This is a genomic window from Clostridium rhizosphaerae (genome assembly GCF_016765585.1).
Classification (GTDB): Bacteria; Bacillota; Clostridia; order Clostridiales; family Clostridiaceae; genus Clostridium_AT; species Clostridium_AT rhizosphaerae.
In genome coordinates, this window is the sequence record NZ_JAESWC010000019.1 from 34,835 (window position 1) to 52,968 (window position 18,134).

The 18,134-nt window shown below is 31.9% G+C and carries 18 protein-coding genes; 16 read left to right on the forward strand and 2 right to left on the reverse strand.

The window, feature by feature from the left end; translation table 11 throughout:
• Positions 1 to 33: 33 nt before the first annotated feature.
• The 14 genes from JK636_RS22115 (at position 34) to JK636_RS22180 (ending at position 12,996) form a co-directional block, all read left to right on the forward strand.
• The gene (locus JK636_RS22115) at positions 34 to 528 is read left to right on the forward strand and encodes an NAD(+) diphosphatase (RefSeq protein ID WP_202751168.1); all 495 of its coding nucleotides are present in this window, start codon (positions 34 to 36) and stop codon (positions 526 to 528) included.
• Between the two features lie 102 nt (positions 529 to 630).
• A complete protein-coding gene (locus JK636_RS22120; RefSeq protein ID WP_202751169.1) occupies positions 631 to 1,320 on the forward strand; it encodes a beta/alpha barrel domain-containing protein in 690 nt (229 codons plus the stop codon).
• Between the two features lie 158 nt (positions 1,321 to 1,478).
• Positions 1,479 to 2,258, forward strand: a complete 780-nt coding sequence (locus JK636_RS22125) for an EFR1 family ferrodoxin (RefSeq protein WP_202751170.1) — start codon at positions 1,479 to 1,481, stop codon at positions 2,256 to 2,258.
• 19 nt (positions 2,259 to 2,277) lie between these two features.
• Positions 2,278 to 2,439 (forward strand): hypothetical protein, encoded by a 162-nt coding sequence (locus tag JK636_RS22130; protein ID WP_202751171.1) that lies wholly within the window; start codon positions 2,278 to 2,280, stop codon positions 2,437 to 2,439.
• A gap of 18 nt (positions 2,440 to 2,457) precedes the next feature.
• Positions 2,458 to 3,963, forward strand: coding sequence for a carboxypeptidase M32 (locus JK636_RS22135; RefSeq protein WP_202751172.1), 1,506 nt, complete (start codon positions 2,458 to 2,460; stop codon positions 3,961 to 3,963).
• Between the two features lie 177 nt (positions 3,964 to 4,140).
• The gene (locus JK636_RS22140) at positions 4,141 to 4,326 is read left to right on the forward strand and encodes a hypothetical protein (protein WP_202751173.1); all 186 of its coding nucleotides are present in this window, start codon (positions 4,141 to 4,143) and stop codon (positions 4,324 to 4,326) included.
• A gap of 98 nt (positions 4,327 to 4,424) precedes the next feature.
• Entirely contained in the window at positions 4,425 to 4,616 is a 192-nt protein-coding gene (locus JK636_RS22145; RefSeq protein WP_202751174.1) for a hypothetical protein, read from the forward strand.
• 238 nt (positions 4,617 to 4,854) lie between these two features.
• The gene (locus JK636_RS22150) at positions 4,855 to 5,928 is read left to right on the forward strand and encodes a pyridoxal-phosphate-dependent aminotransferase family protein (RefSeq protein WP_202751175.1); all 1,074 of its coding nucleotides are present in this window, start codon (positions 4,855 to 4,857) and stop codon (positions 5,926 to 5,928) included.
• A gap of 90 nt (positions 5,929 to 6,018) precedes the next feature.
• A complete protein-coding gene (locus JK636_RS22155; protein WP_202751176.1) occupies positions 6,019 to 6,933 on the forward strand; it encodes a D-2-hydroxyacid dehydrogenase in 915 nt (304 codons plus the stop codon).
• Positions 6,934 to 6,973: 40 nt separating this feature from the next.
• Entirely contained in the window at positions 6,974 to 8,218 is a 1,245-nt protein-coding gene (locus JK636_RS22160) for a DUF1015 domain-containing protein (protein ID WP_202751177.1), read from the forward strand.
• A 171-nt stretch (positions 8,219 to 8,389) separates the two neighbouring features.
• On the forward strand, positions 8,390 to 10,063 hold the full coding sequence (locus JK636_RS22165) for a sensor histidine kinase (protein WP_202751178.1): 1,674 nt from the start codon (positions 8,390 to 8,392) through the stop codon (positions 10,061 to 10,063).
• Positions 10,064 to 10,306: 243 nt separating this feature from the next.
• On the forward strand, positions 10,307 to 11,572 hold the full coding sequence (locus JK636_RS22170) for a hypothetical protein (RefSeq protein WP_202751179.1): 1,266 nt from the start codon (positions 10,307 to 10,309) through the stop codon (positions 11,570 to 11,572).
• Entirely contained in the window at positions 11,569 to 12,120 is a 552-nt protein-coding gene (locus JK636_RS22175; RefSeq protein ID WP_202751180.1) for a CBO0543 family protein, read from the forward strand. Before JK636_RS22170 ends, JK636_RS22175 begins: the two co-directional genes overlap by 4 nt.
• A gap of 105 nt (positions 12,121 to 12,225) precedes the next feature.
• Positions 12,226 to 12,996 (forward strand): tRNA threonylcarbamoyladenosine dehydratase, encoded by a 771-nt coding sequence (locus JK636_RS22180; protein ID WP_202751181.1) that lies wholly within the window; start codon positions 12,226 to 12,228, stop codon positions 12,994 to 12,996.
• A gap of 84 nt (positions 12,997 to 13,080) precedes the next feature.
• Here the strand turns inward: JK636_RS22180 and JK636_RS22185 are convergent, their stop codons facing one another.
• A complete protein-coding gene (locus JK636_RS22185) occupies positions 13,081 to 13,740 on the reverse strand; it encodes a DUF4230 domain-containing protein (protein WP_202751182.1) in 660 nt (219 codons plus the stop codon).
• A gap of 88 nt (positions 13,741 to 13,828) precedes the next feature.
• Positions 13,829 to 15,019, reverse strand: coding sequence for a class I SAM-dependent methyltransferase (locus tag JK636_RS22190; RefSeq protein WP_202751183.1), 1,191 nt, complete (start codon positions 15,017 to 15,019; stop codon positions 13,829 to 13,831).
• Positions 15,020 to 15,438: 419 nt separating this feature from the next.
• On the opposite strand from JK636_RS22190, the gene JK636_RS22195 reads away from it, so the two are divergent.
• Both JK636_RS22195 and JK636_RS22200 read left to right on the forward strand, forming a co-directional pair.
• On the forward strand, positions 15,439 to 16,554 hold the full coding sequence (locus JK636_RS22195; RefSeq protein ID WP_202751187.1) for an MFS transporter: 1,116 nt from the start codon (positions 15,439 to 15,441) through the stop codon (positions 16,552 to 16,554).
• 19 nt (positions 16,555 to 16,573) lie between these two features.
• The gene (locus tag JK636_RS22200) at positions 16,574 to 17,512 is read left to right on the forward strand and encodes a GNAT family N-acetyltransferase (protein ID WP_202751184.1); all 939 of its coding nucleotides are present in this window, start codon (positions 16,574 to 16,576) and stop codon (positions 17,510 to 17,512) included.
• The last annotated feature ends 622 nt before the right edge of the window (positions 17,513 to 18,134 follow it).

The following is an 18,134-nucleotide window of genomic DNA, read 5'->3' on the forward strand; positions in this document are numbered from 1 at the left end:
TAAATTGAATCTATATAGAAAGGCGGAGAAACTATGAAGTTTAAGTACTGCCCTAACTGCGGAAGAGAATTAATTACAAGATATAGTTTCGATGAAGGTGGAGTGCCTTATTGTCCTCATGATGATATTATGTTTTTTGATACTCCTAGACCTTGTATAATTGTGGCAGTAATAAACTGTGATAAAATTTTGCTTCTTAAGCAAAGCTATATATATAAGGATTCCAAAGTTCTTGTTTCAGGTTATGTTACCAATGGAGAATGTGTTGAGGAGACGGTAGCAAGGGAGGTTAAGGAGGAAACAGGAATAACCGTAGGCAATATAAAATATCTAGGCAGCGAGTTTTTAGCTTCTAAAGAAATTATAATGCTCACTTTTATGGCAGAGTATATAGAAGGAGATATAAATAAATCCTCTGAGGTAGAAGGAGTTGAATGGGGATTATTAGACAGTGCCTTAGAAGAGATGAAAGAAGATGAAATAGGTAAAAGAATAGTAAAAAAGGTTCTTGAGGAGCTTAAAAAATAAAGTTTATAAATTAACATATTGTTTACAAAAGTTGGATGAAAGTATGTCCACAAAGTGGTATTATATATATAAAAATTATTGATATATAGGTAGGTGAAAAATATGGGTAAGCTTGTACCGGATATAAGGGGAACCTTACGTAATCATATGATAGAGCTTCCAAAGGTTATTAGTGAAGCAAGCGGAGTAAGAATTTTTGGCAAAAGATTAAAGTCCTTTGTTTTTACAACAGATGTGGCGGTTATTAGAAATACAAATGCAGATGCAGTTATAGCTGTTTATCCATTTACGCCTCAGCCGGTTATAACACAAGCTTTAGTTTTAGCTGCAGATATACCGGTGTTTTGCGGAGTTGGTGGAGGAATAACTACAGGTCTTAGAGTAGTAAATCTTGCTCTTGATGCAGAGTTTAAGGGAGCTATGGGAGTTGTTGTTAATAATCCTACTCCAAATGAAGTGATAAAAGAAATGAGAGCTACAATAGATATTCCTATAGTGATTACAGTAGTATCTGAATTTGAGGATATAGAGGCAAGAATCGAAGCAGGAGCTACGATTTTAAATGTTTCAGGAGCAAGGAGAACACCCGAAATAGTAAGAAAGATTAGAGAAAAACATCCTACTTTCCCTATAATAGCAACTGGAGGACCAACGGAAGAAACTATAAAGGCTACTATAGAAGCAGGTGCAAATGGAATTACATATACACCTCCTACAACTTCCGATATTTTAGGAGATATAATGGTTAATTATAGAGATAAGTATGAGCATCATATGCCAATCAGTGAGTAAAATTACCTTCGCTTGAGGTAAATGCCTTGAGTGAAGGTAATTTTTAGGTCATAATAATAGGGTGAATTAATTAATGATTGGTTCATATAAAAAAGAATACTAAGATTTGAGCAATTAATAATTGTTTGGGGCTTATAATAAATACCTGGAGGATTATAATGAAAGGTTTATTATATTATTTCAGTGGTACTGGAAATACAAAGTGGTCGGCTGAGGTATTTAAAAAAGAATTTGAAAATCTTCACAAGGAAATAGTTATAAAAAATATTGAAGAAGAAGAGAGTATAGATTTAAAAGGATATAATTATTTAATTATAGGTACTCCAGTACATGCTGAATTTCCGCCAAGAATAGTTATGGATTTTGTAAATAAGCTGCCTGTAAATGATAAGAATATAAAATGTATAGTTTATTCAACACAGGGAGCAAACAGCGCGGCGGCTACAGAATATATAAAAAGACAGTTAGAAAGTAAAGGATATGAGGTTTTAGTACAAATTGCTTTAAGATTTGCGAACAATTATTATTTTGGTGTGGGTGTTCAGCGAAGTGAAGAAGAGATAGCTGACTTTTGTAGAAAAGCCGAAGAAAAAATTAAGCTTGCAGCTGAAAAGTTTTTAAAAGGAGAACAATTTAAAGAAAAGTCCTCTGGTGCCAGAGTTTTTTTTGCAAAGATATCTCATAATGGTTTTAGTAAGATGCTTCCTAAGCTTTCAGCTAGTTTAACCTCAACTGAAGAATGCAGCAAGTGCGGCATATGTTTAAGAAATTGTCCTAAAGGTAATATTACTTTTGAAGAGGGTCATGCTGTTTTTCACAGCAAATGTATGATGTGTACAAGATGCATACATTTATGTCCTATAAATGCAATAAGATATAAAGGTAAGAAAATAAATCAAGTACAAAAGAAAATGATTAAAAGTTTAGAATTAAAATAGTGCAGGGAGGCAATTAAGAATGGCAGTAGGCGGAGATAACTGCAAAGGATGTCCTGATTTTTTAGAAAACAAATGTGATGGCAATGCTCAGGACTGTATGTGCAGAAGATGTCCAAGAAGTCTTGGAAAATGTATAACTACTAAATATTGTACAGAAACTGAATCTGTACTTAATTTATAATTTATAAGGAGATTTATTATGGGTGAGAATTTTGAGATGAGACTAAAAGAATTTAAAGAGTATATGACTAGGATTGAATACTTAAATAGTGCTACAAGTGTACTTTCCTGGGATATGATGGTCAGTATTCCTAAGAAGGGAAAGGCTTATAGAAGTGATGTTTTGGGCTATTTATCTAGTGAATCCTATAAACTTCAAACTTCAGATACAATGAAAGAATTTATAGATTATTTTATTTCCCAGGAAAATTTAGATGATGTAACTGAGTCAATGGTTCGCAATGCTAAGAAAAGTTATGATCAGACCAAAAAGATACCGGAAGATAGATACAGAGAATATGTTGTTTTAGCCTCTAATTCTTTTTCTGCTTGGGAAGAGGCAAGGGCTAAATCTGATTATAGTATCTTTAAACCTTATCTTGAAAAGATAGTTAAATTCAATCAGGAATTTTTAGAGTACTGGGGATATGAAGGCAATAAGTATAATACTTTATTAGATTTATATGAACCAGGCATTACAGTTGAAAAGTTAGATAAGGTTTTTGGAGAACTAAGAGAAGCAATAGTTAATCTTTTAGAAAAGATACAAAAGAGCAGTGTAAAGCCTAATACTGATTTCTTCTATAAACATTTTACAAAAGAAGAGCAAGAAGAGTTCGGAGTATTTGTGGCTTCAAAATTAGGTTATGACTTTGAAGCGGGAAGAATAGATGTGAGCGCTCATCCCTTTACAACTACTTTTGACAACAAGGATGTCAGAATAACCACAAGATATGATGAAAATGAATTTAGAGGAGCATTATTCAGCACTATTCATGAAAGCGGTCATGCTATTTATGAACAGAATATTCCGGATGAATTAAAGGGTACTGGTCTTGCAACTGGAGTATCCATGGGAGTACATGAATCTCAATCAAGATACTATGAAAATATACTAGGTAGAAGCAAAGAGTTTTGGAAGTATTTTTACCCAGAGGCTCAGAAGAGGTTTAAGCAGTTTGAAGGAGTTTCCTTAGAAGAATTTTATAAAGCTATTAATGTTGTAGAACCATCTCTTATTAGAACAGAGTCAGATGAACTTACTTACAGCCTTCATATTATAATAAGATATGAAATAGAAAAAGAGCTTATAAACGGAAGAATAAGTATGGATGAACTTCCTAAGGTTTGGAATGCAAAGTATAAAGAATACCTTGGTGTAGAACCTAAAAACGATGCAGAAGGAGTTCTTCAAGACATGCACTGGTCTGACGGAAGCTTTGGATACTTCCCTAGCTATGCATTAGGAAATCTTTATGGAGCTCAATTCTTAAGCAAGCTTTTAAAAGATATTCCAGACTACTACAGCCTTGTAGAAAGAGGAGAATTTGATAAAATTCACGAATGGCTGAAGGAAAATATTCATAAGCATGGTTCTGTATACAAACCAGCTGATATTATTAAGATGGTTACTGGTGAAGAACTTAATGCTAAGTATTTTATTGAATACTTAAATAACAAGTATAGCAAAATCTATAATCTTTAAAATTATTAAACACGGAGATAAAAAGAATACGCAGATAACGCGGAAAGAGATCAATATCTTTTCAGCGTCTTCTGTGGTTTCTATTATTTCCGTGTTTATTTATATTTGAAAAAATTTATAATTAAACTAAGTTTTTAGGGAACAATATTGCTATATGAGCTGCGAGGAGTGAAATTCATGATAATTAGCAGTGAGCATAGCTTAGTAGGAGAAAATTGTTCCGAATATGAATCAAGATATATTTTACATAATATGAGTAATACAAACTTAGCTCGTAATTGTGCAGGCTGCTTAAATTATGTAAAAGGGGAATGTAAAAAGGGTTTATTTAATGAGCTTTATGAATCACTAAGAACTAATTAATGGGAGGTTAAAGTCCTAAATGGACTTTAACGGGTAGTCTGCGAGCGAGAGCGAGCAGGATAGACTACCCAGTGTTCCGAGTGAAAGGAGGACATATTATGGAGAATTCAGTAAGTGAAAATGAATTGATGATGGTAGCTGTAAACTGCCCAGGCTATGAGCCAACAGTAAGTAATGTTACAAACGCTATAGGAGCTGATAATTGTAAAAGCTGTGATAATTGTCATAACTGGCAGGAGCACAAATGTGTAGTAAACTTGTTTGATCCTGTATTGTCTAGTTTAGATTAAGAATAGACTATATAATTGTATAAAAGGATAGTTTAAAAGCTATCCTTTTATATCATTTAATAAATATTATACAAATTATTAAATAGAGTAACATAATTAAGTAATTTGTAAAAATAAATATTGATTTAAATATTGAGAAATTTTATGCTTGATGTTAGAATATAAATGGTGGTAATACTTCAAAAATTATAAAAAATGAAAGAATAATTACATTATACAAAAATGAGGAGGTCAAAAAATGCATAAAAAATTATTTATACCTGGACCAGTAGAAGTTAGGCCTGATGTTTTAGAAAAAATGGCTACTCCAATGATAGGTCATAGAAGCAAGGATGCTTCTGCACTTCAAAGAAGAATAAGTGAAAAATTAAGGACTCTCTTCTATACAAAAGAAGAAATATTACTTTCAACTACTTCAGGAAGCGGTCTTATGGAAGGTGCAGTTCGTTCTTGTACAGTTAAAAGAGCTGCTGTATTTTCAGTAGGTGCTTTCGGAGACAGATGGTATGATATGGCTGTAGCAAATAATGTACCAGCTGATTTGTTCAGATCAGAGGATGGAAAAGCAACAACTCCAGAAATGGTTGATGAAGCTTTAAAAACAGGAAAATATGATTTAGTTACTATAACTCATAATGAAACTTCTGCAGGTTTAATGAACCCAGTAGATGAAATTGCTGAAGTAATCAGAAAATATCCAGACGTTATATTCTGCTTAGATACAGTAAGCTCAGCAGCTGGAACTAAAATAGAAGTAGATAAACTAGGAGTAGATATCTGCATTACATCTACACAAAAAGCAATAGGCTTACCTCCAGGAATGGCTATTTGTACTTTCTCCAAAAAGGCAGTAGAAAGAGCTAAGCAGGTTCCTCACAGAGGATTATATTTAGATTTATTATCATTGTATGAGTACATACAAAAGAAAGATTACCAATATCCATCAACACCATCTTTATCACATATGTATGCTTTAGACTATCAATTAGATAGAATAATGGAAGAAGGTATTGAAAACAGATTCAGAAGACATATTGAAATGGCTGAAGTTGTTAGAGCTTGGGCTAAGAAATATTTTGATATATTCCCAGATGAAAGATATCTTTCAAATACATTAACAAACATCAAAAATACAAGAAACATAGATGTAGCTGATTTAAACAAGAAGCTTGGAGAAAGAGGCTTCCAAATTTCCAATGGTTATGGAAAGCTAAAGGATAAGACATTTAGAATAGCTCATATGGCTGACTGTACTATGGAAGACATAAACGAGTTACTAAGAAATATCAATGAAATATTAGGCTTAGAATAAATTTATAATTAAATGGATTAAGGGGTGGCTTTCATATGGAAACGATTAAATTAAAGTTGCCCCCTAAACACCTAAAGGGAGGATTAATCAATGGTTAGAGTTCTAGTTACTGACGGTATGGAAAAGTCAGGAGTTGAAGAGCTTAAAGCTAGAGGTTTCGAGGTTGTAGAACAATTCTATCAGCCAGAGGAATTAGGAGAGGCTTTAAAGGACTTCGATGCACTTGTAGTTCGTTCAGCTACAAAGGTAAGAAAACCTATAATTGACAAGGCAGCTGAAGGCGGAAGACTTAAAATGGTTATCCGTGGAGGAGTAGGAGTAGACAATATTGATGTAGCTTATGCTATAGAAAAAGGCATAAAGGTTACTAATACTCCTAATGCTAGCAGTGCGTCTGTTGCAGAGCTTACTATAGGTCATATGTTTGCAGTAGCAAGATTTATAAATACTGCTAATGTAACTATGAGAGAAGGAAAATGGGATAAAAAGCATTACGAAGGCATAGAACTAAATGGAAGAACTTTAGGTCTTATAGGCTTTGGAAGAATCTCAAGAGAAGTTGCTAAAAGAGCTTATGCGCTTGGAATGAAGGTTATATATACAGATGTTATTGGAAAAGCTGAAGGCTTTGATCAGTATGAGTTTGTAGATATGGAAACTTTATTAAAGCGTTCTGATTTTATATCTCTTCATATACCTTTTGATAAGGAAAAAGGAGCAACTATAAAAGCAGAGCAGTTCGCTATGATGAAAGATGGAGCTTATCTTGTAAACTGTGCTAGAGGTGGAGTTGTTTGTGAAAAAGCACTCTTAGAAGCTTTAAACAGCGGAAAATTAGCTGGAGCTGCAGTTGATGTTTTTGAAGAAGAGCCAACTAAAAATGAAGAGCTTGTAAAACATCCTAGAGTTTCAGTAACACCTCATATTGGTGCATCAACTGCCGAAGCTCAAACAAGAATTGGTGAAGAAATAGTAAGTATTATTACTGAACATTTTAAAGCATAAAATTAATAAACTTAATATATGATGTAGTGGAGGGAATAAAATGGCTGTTGTTAGACCATTTAAGGCTGTTAGACCAGCAAAGGATTTAGCAGATAAGGTTGCTGCTTTGCCTTATGACGTAATGAACAGTGATGAAGCTAGAGAAATGGTTAAGGGAAATCCGTATTCTTTTCTTCATGTTGATAAGGCAGAAATAGATTTAGATAAATCTATAGAATTATATGATAAAAAGGTTTATGAAAAAGCTAGAGAAAACCTATATAAGATGATTGATGATAATATTTTAATTGAAGATGACAAGCCAAGATTATATATATATAGACAAATTATGGATGGTAGAACTCAAACTGGAATAGTAGCATGTACCTCCATTGATGATTATATGAATAATATAATCAAAAAACATGAGCATACAAGAGCTGATAAAGAGCAGGATAGAATTAACCATGTAGATTACTGCAATGCAAATACAGGACCAATATTTTTAACTTACAAGGCACAAAAAGAAATCGATGACATAATATTAAAGTGGGTAGAAAATGAGCCTGTCTGCAATTTTATTTCAGAAGATGGAATATCTCATATAGTATGGATAATAGAATGTGATAAGGACATAGAAAAGTTATGTTCCTTATTTGGGGGAGTTCAATATCTATATATTGCAGATGGACATCATAGAGCTGCCTCTGCAGTGAAAGTTGGACAGATGAGAAGACAGCAAAATCCAGATTATACTGGAGAAGAAGAGTTTAATTACTTCTTGTCAGTTCTTTTCCCAGATGAAGATTTATATGTTATGGACTATAACAGGGTTGTTAAGGACCTAAATGGACTTTCAACCGAAGAATATATGCTTAAAGTTTCGGACAAATTTGAAGTAAGCACATATGAAGGGGAGGGACAATATAAGCCTTCCAGCAAGCACACCTACGGAATGTATTTAGAGGGGAAATGGTACGTTCTTGCTGCTAAGGAAGGAACTTATAATCCTAATGACCCTGTTGATAGGTTAGATGTTTCTATTCTTCAAAACAACCTATTAAGACCTATTTTAGGAATTGAAGATCCTAGAACGGATAAGAGAATAGACTTTATAGGTGGTATAAGAGGACTTTCTGAGCTCGAGAGAAGAGTAGAGCATGGAATGAAGGTTGCCTTCTCTATGTATCCGACAACTATTCAGGATTTAATGGATATTGCGGATGCAGGGAAGGTTATGCCTCCAAAATCAACTTGGTTTGAGCCAAAGCTTAGAAGTGGATTATTTATTCACAAACTAAAATAAATAAAAAGTAGGGGTTATTTTATAGGGGGATTGAAAACCGCAGTGGGTGCTGCGGTTTTTATTTATCAAAAAATATTAAGTAAGCGATCGAGGTGGCAGGAATTTTAAAGTATATGGAGAATAATGTAATATAGTGTAAAATATTTCAATGGGCCTGGAGGAATAAGGCAAATGGATAATTTACTTTCTGCTAGTGAAATTAGAGAGGCACCTGACAGCAAGGATATGGCTAATTCAAGTAATAATTATACAAATATAAACATTGAGTGTTTAGATCTTGTACCTATTGCAATGATAGTTCAAAAGAATATGGAAATTATTTATGTAAATGATGAATTTTGCAAACTTCTGCATTGTAACAAGGATATCATATTAGGTAGATCAGTTTCGGAGTTACTGCAGTTAAATGTAAAATCAAATAGCATAAATAGAATGAAAGAATTAGATGAAGTTAGTAATGGAGAATACAAGATTAATGACTTTCAAGGTAATGAAATATATATAGAAATTAAGAGTAATTCTAGGTTGTTAGAAGATAGCCACTATGAGTTTATTACTTTTAGTGATGTTTCTACAGATAAGAAGAAATATAATGATACGAGAGAAAAGGCAGAAAGAAAACAACTGAAAGAAGAGTTGTTAGAGAGCAAGGAACTATATAAAAGACTAGTTGATATTCTACCAGATGGTATAAGTATTCACGATGGTATTACTTATTCCTTTGTTAGTAACTCATATGCTAGAATGCTGGGGTATGATAATCCCAAAGAATTAGTAGGGAAAAGGGTTAATGAAGTGGTAAGTAAAGAAAGCCTTGAACTTATGAAACAAAGAGTGGAAACTCTTTTATCTGATGATAAGATATTTCCAAGAGTTGAGTATAAGTTTATTACTAAACAAGGGGGAACAAAAGATGTTGAGTCTACTTCAGTAAGGTTCTGTCATAACAATGAATTAAATATTCTATCCTCAATTAGGGATATAACAGATAAAAAGAAGTTTGAAGAAAACAGATTGTTGTTAGAGAGAGCAATGGAATATGATAAACTAAAAACAGAATTCTTCTCCAATATGTCACATGAGTTAAGGACACCTTTAAATATACTTTTGAGTTCACTCCAACTTATTGAAATGTATACAGAGCGCGAGAATAATATAAATATTAAATCAATAAGAAAATATACAGGTATAATGAAACAGAATTGTTACAGGTTATTAAGACTTATTAATAATTTGTTAGATATAACTAAAATAGATTCCGGCTTTTATCAATTAAATATGTGTAATCATGATATAGTAAAAGTAGTTGAAGATATTACTCAATCTGTTGCAGAGTATATTAAGGGCAAGGACATAGAAGTTGTTTTTGACACAGATGTTGAGGAAAAAATAATTGGGTGTGATGCAGATAAAATTGAGAGAGTTATATTAAACTTATTATCAAATGCAATAAAGTTTACTAAGCCTGGCGGCAGGATAGAAATAAATATACATGATTCACTAGACAGTATAAATATAACTGTAAGGGATACAGGCAGTGGAATACCTAAGGATAAAATAAATAATATTTTTGATAGATTTATACAAGCTGATAAGTCACTTTCCAGGAGAAGTGAAGGTACAGGCATTGGGTTAGCTCTAGTAAAATCGTTAATAGAAATGCACGGTGGAAGTATTTCAGTAACGAGTAATTATGGGGAGTATACGCAATTCAGTATTTTCATTCCAGCAAGGTTTCTAAGTACCGATGAAAAGTCCATTATATGTAATGCCTCTGCAAGTAACAAATTTGATAATGAAAGAATTGAAAAAATGAGTATTGAGTTCTCGGATATATATATGTAGTCAACAAAATTAAGCTTGAGTTTTAAAATATATTTGTTGTTATATTATTAAATAGTAGATACTTAAAGTTAATAATAAAAGCAAATGGACATGTAATGTACTAACTGATAGGTATATTGCAGCCTCGTGTTGAAGAGCAGCTTCGTATTCTCGAAGGGGCTCTTATTTTTTTATAATGAATTTGTTTTTAATATTATAAGTTTGTCAATAATCTAAGAGAGTACATCAATAAAGGAGTTAAGTATGAGCAGTTTAAAGTATGGTGAACCCTCAGCAAGAAGATCAACAGCCTATCTTAGTTTATTAGGAACAACACAACTACATTTAAGGAATCCTTTTGTAATTGCTGCTTGGTCAGTAGCATTTCCAGGTATGGGACATATGCTACTTTCTAAGTATTTGAGAGGGTTTCTTTTGTTTATTTGGGAAGTAGTCGTAAATTACAAGGCACACATTAATTTGCTTATCCTTTATTCCTTTTTAGGAGATTTTGAAAAAGCCAAGCAAGTTGTTGATATAAAGTGGATGTCTTTCTATATACCTGCATATCTGTTTTCAATTTGGGATAGTTATCGAACAACAATTGACTTAAATCATGCATATATGTTAGCCGCTAGAGAAGATGCAGAAATTAAGCCGTTCAAAATAAGCAGTATGGAGATAAATTACTTAGATAAGAGAAAACCGTTGGTTGCTGCAATCTGGTCACTGCTAATTCCAGGAGGAGGACAACTATATATCCATAGGCTTGTTACAGCCTTTTTTCTTGTTACTTGGTGGATAATTCTATGTTTAAATGCTAATTTTCTCCCAGCAATGCATTATACATTGCTAGGTGATTTTCAGCAGGCAAAATCTATAGTAAATATGCAGTGGTTATTAAATATTCCATCAGTATATTTTTTTGCTATGTATGATGCTTATGCAAATACAATTGAAAATAATAAGTTGTTTGATTGGGAGCAGTCCAAATTTTTTAAAAGAGGCTACCAAAATCAAAATTTTGTAATGCCATTTAAAAAGAATTTTAGAGGTGATAGTGTGTATATTGTTTCTACTTTCGATCATTCAATATATTTGGAGTTAGTCATTACAGCGATTCAAATGAAAGGAATTAAGAAAGAAAATATTATGGCTGTTTCTCTGGATAAAAGAGGTGAACAAAGAATGTTGTTTGACTCCATACATGGATCTGATGGTCTAAGCTTGTTTGATCTGCCTGCAATCTTAGCAGTTATAAGTGGAATATTTGGAGGCATATATGGCTTTGTATTAAAGTGGGGGCCATTACTTTGGGGGTTAATTGCTATATTTATAGGTTTTATAATAGGTCTTATTATCAGGTTAATTATGACTAAAAAGTATAGCGATAGACAAAGCAATAAAAGCGGGTCAGAAGTTGTTCTCGTAATAGAATGTAATGAAAGTCAGTTGGAAATGGTCAAAGACATGCTTTGGTCTCATAAGGCTCTTGGTGTAAGTAAATTAGATATAGGAGATTACAAATGAAACAAAATAATCTATTAGATGACGTTTATAACATATTAAAACAAGATAATATTAAACTTACTGATATATGGATATCTCAAATATTTCTCTCTTGGCGTTGGTGGTTTCAGGTAGTATTAGCCATAGTTCCGTGGTTAGTATGGATTAAAATTAGAAACAAAAAAGATACAGCAAGATTATTATTTGTTGGGTTAGTGGTTATGATGATATCAAACTTTTTAGATACCATAGGAGCTTCCTATAACCTTTGGCACTATGATTGGAAAGACTTTCCGTTCATTCCTATATATATGCCATGGGATTTAACCTTGTTTCCAATCAGTGTAATGATAATGCTACAATTTAAGCCTAAAATTAATAAATATATTAAAGCAATTTTTTTTTCTTTTCTATGCTCATTTATTTTTGAACCGTTTTTTTCATATCTAAGCATGTATCATAGAGTGAATTGGAAGTATGGATATTCATTCATTATCTATATTGTATTATATTTGTTTTATGATTACATATATAATAGTAGGAGATTGTGGAAAACTGAAAGTGATTAATGATGTTTACATATTTAAAATATATTATGAAGAAATTATATGTTTAAATGAATTAATTATTGTTGTATAATATTCTACGATTAGATTACTAAAGGAGAGAAAAGTATGGCAAGACCACAACATTCACTTTCAAGAACAGAGTTATTAATTGGAAAAGAAGGCTTAGATAAGCTTGAAGCTAGCAAAGTAGTGGTATTAGGCATAGGTGGAGTTGGAAGCTACACTGTAGAAGCACTAGCAAGAGCAGGCGTTGGAAACTTAGTGCTGGTAGATGATGATACTGTTTGTTTAACTAATATAAATAGACAAGTTATTGCGAATCTTAAGACTGTAGGTAAGCCTAAGGTTGATGTTATGAAAGAAAGAATTTATGATATAAATAGAAAATGTAATGTAATAACACATAAGACTTTTATTACTGAAGAGAATATAGAGGAAATAATTACAGAGGATGTAGATTATATTGTAGATGCAATAGATACGGTATCTTCTAAAATTGCTTTGGCAGTATGGTGTCAGGAGCACAATAAGAAGCTAATCTGCTGCCTAGGTACTGGAAATAAACTTGATCCTACACAATTCAAAATTGCAGATGTATATGATACTAAAGTTTGTCCGCTCGCTAAAGTTATGAGATACGAGCTTAAGAGAAAGGGAGTAGACAAATTGAAGGTGCTTTACTCTGAAGAAAAGCCTCTAAAACCGAGGACAGGTGAAATTATGTCTTGTAAAGATGGATGCATATGTACAGGGGAAAGCAGCAAACACTGTACAATGAAAAGGCAGATACCGGGAAGTATATCCTTTGTTCCACCAGTAGCGGGAATGATTATTGGCGGAGAGGTTATTAAGGAACTTTTGGAAATTAATAATTAATAATTAGCAATTGATAATTGTAAAATGCCTGTTTAGTTTACCAAACAGGCATTTTAGCATAATTTTTAGTTATTCATCATTCATTTATTTAAATGTAATTTCAATATCATAGTCTTCGCTAGTTTGGTTTTTCATTATAGCCTGAACTAAACTTTTTAAGGTTTGCTCAGAGGATTTTTGAGCTTGTGATACATAGTCTGCTTCAGACATCTTTTTCATCATTCTATCCTTAACATTTCTTAAAATAGCCATATTTTCTTCAGAAGTTAGCTTTATTTCGCCAAAACGAAGCAGTCCATTTTCTGGTGTCTGATATTCAGTTTTTTCCTCAATTAAATTAACAGTTTTTGCAGATGGAGAAGGTATATTTACAGTTACCTTCTTATTTTTGTTATCTATAGTTATATTTTCAGGTTTTAAGTTTGACAAGTCTACAACAAATGTTCCAGTACCAAAGTAATTTATGCTTTGAATCTTTTTAAAGATTTCGAAGTTACCCCAGCTGTTATCCAATGTTACTTTCTCAGTCATGTTTATTTCCAGTGTGATTAGTTCCTGCTTTTGATGAATTTCTTTAACAAGTGTGTCCTCAGTAATAAATTTTTTTGATATGTCTGAAACATTTGGAACAATCCAAGTAGCTTTAGCTTTTTTAGGACTTACAAATAACTTATAGCTGATAAAGACACCAAAGCAGATACAAACTACCATTAATATAATAGTTCTTCTTTTTATTATTTTCATTAACCTTATCCCCCTATGGCTATTTATCAGTAAATATTTATATATTTACATATTTAAAAATTTATATACTTATCTAGATATTTGCTTTCTATCTATTTATATAGTCATATAGAGCAGGATATACATTTAGACTGCTCATAAGCTTAAAATAATCATCCATAGCAGCTGCATTTTCATCCTTTGTCTTTATAGCTCTTATCATAAGATTTTTAGGAGTTTCAAGAGGTGAAATATATTCAACTACGGAAACTTCATAACCTTTAGCTTCTAGAAGTAATGATCTCATTCCGTCTGTAAGTATATCAGCCATTCTTGCTTTGAATACTCCATGTTTTAAAATACCTTTAAATGGTTCATAAGAATATTGATTTAAAAGCTCTCTATGGCAGCAGGGAACGGCTATTATTACATCAGAGTTTACTCTTACTCCAAGAGCCATAGCCATATCTGTTGCAGTATCACAGGCATGAAGAGATATAACCACATTTATTTTTTTGTCAGGCATATAATTATTTATGTCCATAGCATGGAACTCCATATTTCTGTATCCCAAGTTTTCAGCCATCTTTTTAGAAGCTGATATAACTCCTTCAGAATAATCCAATCCTATAAAATGACATTTTTTCTTTTTAACTTCTGTTAAGTAGTAATTTAATACAAAGGTTAAATAAGACTTTCCGCAGCCGCAGTCAAGTATATTAACTGTTTGATTTTTAGGAAGCCTATCGAGTATACCCTCTAATAGTTCAACATAGTGATCTATTTGATTATATTTTCTTATCTTATCATTTTTAATTTTGCCTTCCTTAGACATTATTCCAATTTCTTTAAGAAGAGCGTCCGCTTTGCCGACTTTAATGTAGTAATCCCTATTTAAAAGAGTAGAGGTTTCACCAAAGCTGTGAGATTGTTTTTGTGCTGAAGAATTATTAGTGGTAAGTTCTTCTTCGCTAACTGGTGTATTTGTCATCTTTACATTTTTATTGTCAGCAGTAATTAATATGTCTGTTCCTCTTTCTTTATATATGAATGAAAGGACATCATACACCTCTGCATCATTCATAAGCTTTTTAAAGAGATTATCTATGTCAAAAAATTCAGTTCTGCCATTAAAGTTATATTTAATCTTCCCATCTTCATAATGTCCAACGCCTTTGAATTCTTTAAGCCCTGTAAAAAAGGATACATATATGCCCTTGAAAATAGAATTGTTTTCAGTGAACCTGCTTTGAAGTCCAGTTAAAAATAAAGTTAGTTTATTAATTGATTGTTTGTTCATAATTTCTCCTTTCACTCGAAACACGGGGTAGTTTAGAGCACTCGTTCACACTCGCAAACTACCCGTACAAGGTCATTTAGACCTTGCACCTCCTTTCACTCGAAACACTGGGAATCTTGGAGTGCTCACTTGAGTTCGCAAGATTCCAGTTGAAGTCCATTTAGGACTTCAACCTCCTGTCACTCTACAACTCCAGATAGTTTAATACGCTTGCAAACTACCTGATAAGATTCGCTTAGGATTTTAACTTCTTATTAGTATGGATATGTTTATATAAGAATAATATAAACATATATATTATTCAATATTTTTCACGAAATATCTATGCTATAATGTAAAGTGGCGAGGAGTGATGCATAATGAGTGAAAATCTAAAAAAGAAACAATATATAATTCCTATAGTATTCATTTTTATGATGATGATTTTAAACGCAACTGCAGAAAATGTTAGAGGTGTGTTTATCCCATTATTTAAGAAAGACTTTTCAATAAATGATACTGAAATTGGATTTATGCTGACTGTTTCATCAGTAGGTTATATAGTATTTACATATATAGGCGGACTTCTATGTGAAAAGCTTGGGCAGAAGAAGGTTTTTATAGCAGGATTTATATCTATGGTAATAGCATTGCTAGGACTATGGATGTCTTATAGCTATCCAATATTTTTAATCTCTATGTTCATTCTAAATATAGGCTTGTCTTTGATTTCGATTGCAATAAATACAATTATTCCGGTATTATTTTTAAGCTTTCAGGCTGTACTTATGAATTTAACTCACTTTTGTTATGGTTTAGGATCAACTATAATTCAAAGAACATCTGGAATTTTATTATTTAAAGGTGTTAGCTGGAGAGTTATATACTTAGCTGAAGCAGTTTTATTTTTAGCAGTATTTTTATTTTTCCTCCCTGTGAAGCTGCCTAATGTGCATAAAACAAAAAATGCAGATAACAATGTTAAAAAATCTGAGCTGTTTAAAAATAAATTATTGTATTTTTATATGTTTGCATTAGGTTTTTATGTATTTGCTGAGATGGGAACAGGAAATTGGTTTGTTAACTTTATTGAAAAAACTTACTCGTATGATAAAAGTAAAAGTTCATTCTATTTGGCATTATTTTTTGGCATATTTACCTTTGGAAGACTTGTAGGAGGATTTGTTGCTGAAAAGTTTGGATATATAAAAACTGTTTTGGTGTCATTAATAATTGCGCTAGTACTTTATATAACAGGTATTAATCTCGGCCAAAGCGGACTTGTTATTATTTCAATATCAGGTTTGTTCTTTGCTGTAACCTTTCCAACTATAGTAGTAACAATCAGTAAAGTATTTAAGGAAAATGGTGCCTATGCAACCGGAATAATAGTGACTATAAGCTCAACAACTAATATGGTATTAAATATGGTCATAGGATTTTTAAATGATAATATTGGGGTATATAAAGCTTTTTATTTAATACCGATAAGCTTAGCAGTATCAATTTTGTTTGTTTTTGCTATATATAAAAATGTAAAGACTATAGCTAATTAGATTATAGGGGGCATAGGTTATGGACAATGCTAAAAGTGTTAGTATAGCGCCTGTTAAAGGAAATGATAATGAGTATATTATAAAAGACTCATCGGGAATAACTACAGGAAGAATATTTATAGTCGAGCTATCAAAAGAAAATAGATACTGCAGTTTTAGAGTGAAGTTTTATAGAAATGAAGCAAAGGATTATGAGCTGTTAAAGGAATCATTAAAACTTATATTGATAATACTTTTTAAAAACATGAGTATATTTAAAGTTAGTACAATAATAGATGAAGATACTAATATAAGAGCACTTACAGAACTTGGTTTTCAATTAGAAGGTGTGATTCCAAATAGTATTATATTGAACAATCATTATAAGCATGAATTTTTATTTGGAATTGACAAAGATGCTTTTGAGAATGGGATTAGAAGAAGAAATATTATATTAAAGGGAAGAAATTTAGAAATTAGGCTTCTAACTCATGAAAATGCCAAAGAACTATTGGACTACTATATAAGAAATCGTGAACATTTAAAGGCATTCGAGCCATCACGAGATGAGGCTTTTTATACCATGGAGTTTCAAAAGAGGGATTTAATAGAGAATTATAGGCAGTTTCTAAATGGAGCAGGAGCTAACTTTGGAATATTTAAAAATGGTAGATTTATAGGCAAAATTAGAATTTCAAATATAGTAATGGGCGTTTTCAAGAATGCTTTTGTAGGATATTCCATAGATAAAGATGAACAGGGAAAAGGATATATGAAGGAAGCATTAAGATTAGTTTTAGGTTATGCTTTTAATGATTTAGGTCTTCACAGGATTGAAGCTACAACCTTAGTTGATAATACAAAGTCTCAAGCTGTTTTATTAGCTTGTGGGTTTAAGGAAATAGGAATAAGTGAAAAATATCTTTTTATTAATGGTGAGTGGAAAGATCATAAAGTCTTTTATAGAGTTTGTGATTAATAAAGGTAGAGGGCGCAGTAAACTGCGTATTGCAAAATGTATAATTAAAAATTCAGAATGAATGTAGAAAATCTCTTAGGGGATTTTTTATTATATGGAGCTTCGTACATAATTATAAAATTTAGATTTGCGAAGCAAAACATCCTTTAATTCTACATTATAAAATCGGGATTTCATCGCAATTTTGCTAAGTTATACAAATACTCTACCTGGTGTGTCAACGTATGAAAGTTATAGTTAAATAGAGAAATGTATAGATATAATGAATTATTCTAATATAAATGGGAATTATATATTTATGCGAGTTTTGATATGTGATATTATATTCCTTGTCGCTGACACAAGGCGATAACAAATCATTTGAAAAATCTTCAATATATAATAGTAAATAATAATTACTTAAAAAAAGATGTTGACAGATAAAAGTTTAAATGATAAGATATAAAAGCTGTCAGATGACGGCGAACAAATTGGTCTTTGAAAATTAAACAGAGAAATTAAGGTAAATGACCAGCAATTCTTTTGAAGTTGTTTAGCAACTTCTAAATTTTAAGTAAGCGATGAGCTTAAGTTTTCAAACTTTTAAATTGAGAGTTTGATCCTGGCTCAGGACGAACGCTGG

What these genes read in the sequence shown, in the direction of transcription:
- JK636_RS22115 (WP_202751168.1), top strand. Translation starts at nt 34, where the DNA reads ATGAAGTTTAAGTACTGCCCTAACTGCGGAAGAGAATTAATTACAAGA.
- JK636_RS22120 (WP_202751169.1), top strand. Translation starts at nt 631, where the DNA reads ATGGGTAAGCTTGTACCGGATATAAGGGGAACCTTACGTAATCATATG.
- JK636_RS22125 (WP_202751170.1), top strand. Translation starts at nt 1,479, where the DNA reads ATGAAAGGTTTATTATATTATTTCAGTGGTACTGGAAATACAAAGTGG.
- JK636_RS22130 (WP_202751171.1), top strand. Translation starts at nt 2,278, where the DNA reads ATGGCAGTAGGCGGAGATAACTGCAAAGGATGTCCTGATTTTTTAGAA.
- JK636_RS22135 (WP_202751172.1), top strand. Translation starts at nt 2,458, where the DNA reads ATGGGTGAGAATTTTGAGATGAGACTAAAAGAATTTAAAGAGTATATG.
- JK636_RS22140 (WP_202751173.1), top strand. Translation starts at nt 4,141, where the DNA reads ATGATAATTAGCAGTGAGCATAGCTTAGTAGGAGAAAATTGTTCCGAA.
- JK636_RS22145 (WP_202751174.1), top strand. Translation starts at nt 4,425, where the DNA reads ATGGAGAATTCAGTAAGTGAAAATGAATTGATGATGGTAGCTGTAAAC.
- JK636_RS22150 (WP_202751175.1), top strand. Translation starts at nt 4,855, where the DNA reads ATGCATAAAAAATTATTTATACCTGGACCAGTAGAAGTTAGGCCTGAT.
- JK636_RS22155 (WP_202751176.1), top strand. Translation starts at nt 6,019, where the DNA reads ATGGTTAGAGTTCTAGTTACTGACGGTATGGAAAAGTCAGGAGTTGAA.
- JK636_RS22160 (WP_202751177.1), top strand. Translation starts at nt 6,974, where the DNA reads ATGGCTGTTGTTAGACCATTTAAGGCTGTTAGACCAGCAAAGGATTTA.
- JK636_RS22165 (WP_202751178.1), top strand. Translation starts at nt 8,390, where the DNA reads ATGGATAATTTACTTTCTGCTAGTGAAATTAGAGAGGCACCTGACAGC.
- JK636_RS22170 (WP_202751179.1), top strand. Translation starts at nt 10,307, where the DNA reads ATGAGCAGTTTAAAGTATGGTGAACCCTCAGCAAGAAGATCAACAGCC.
- JK636_RS22175 (WP_202751180.1), top strand. Translation starts at nt 11,569, where the DNA reads ATGAAACAAAATAATCTATTAGATGACGTTTATAACATATTAAAACAA.
- JK636_RS22180 (WP_202751181.1), top strand. Translation starts at nt 12,226, where the DNA reads ATGGCAAGACCACAACATTCACTTTCAAGAACAGAGTTATTAATTGGA.
- JK636_RS22185 (WP_202751182.1), bottom strand. Translation starts at nt 13,740, where the DNA reads ATGAAAATAATAAAAAGAAGAACTATTATATTAATGGTAGTTTGTATC.
- JK636_RS22190 (WP_202751183.1), bottom strand. Translation starts at nt 15,019, where the DNA reads ATGAACAAACAATCAATTAATAAACTAACTTTATTTTTAACTGGACTT.
- JK636_RS22195 (WP_202751187.1), top strand. Translation starts at nt 15,439, where the DNA reads ATGATTTTAAACGCAACTGCAGAAAATGTTAGAGGTGTGTTTATCCCA.
- JK636_RS22200 (WP_202751184.1), top strand. Translation starts at nt 16,574, where the DNA reads ATGGACAATGCTAAAAGTGTTAGTATAGCGCCTGTTAAAGGAAATGAT.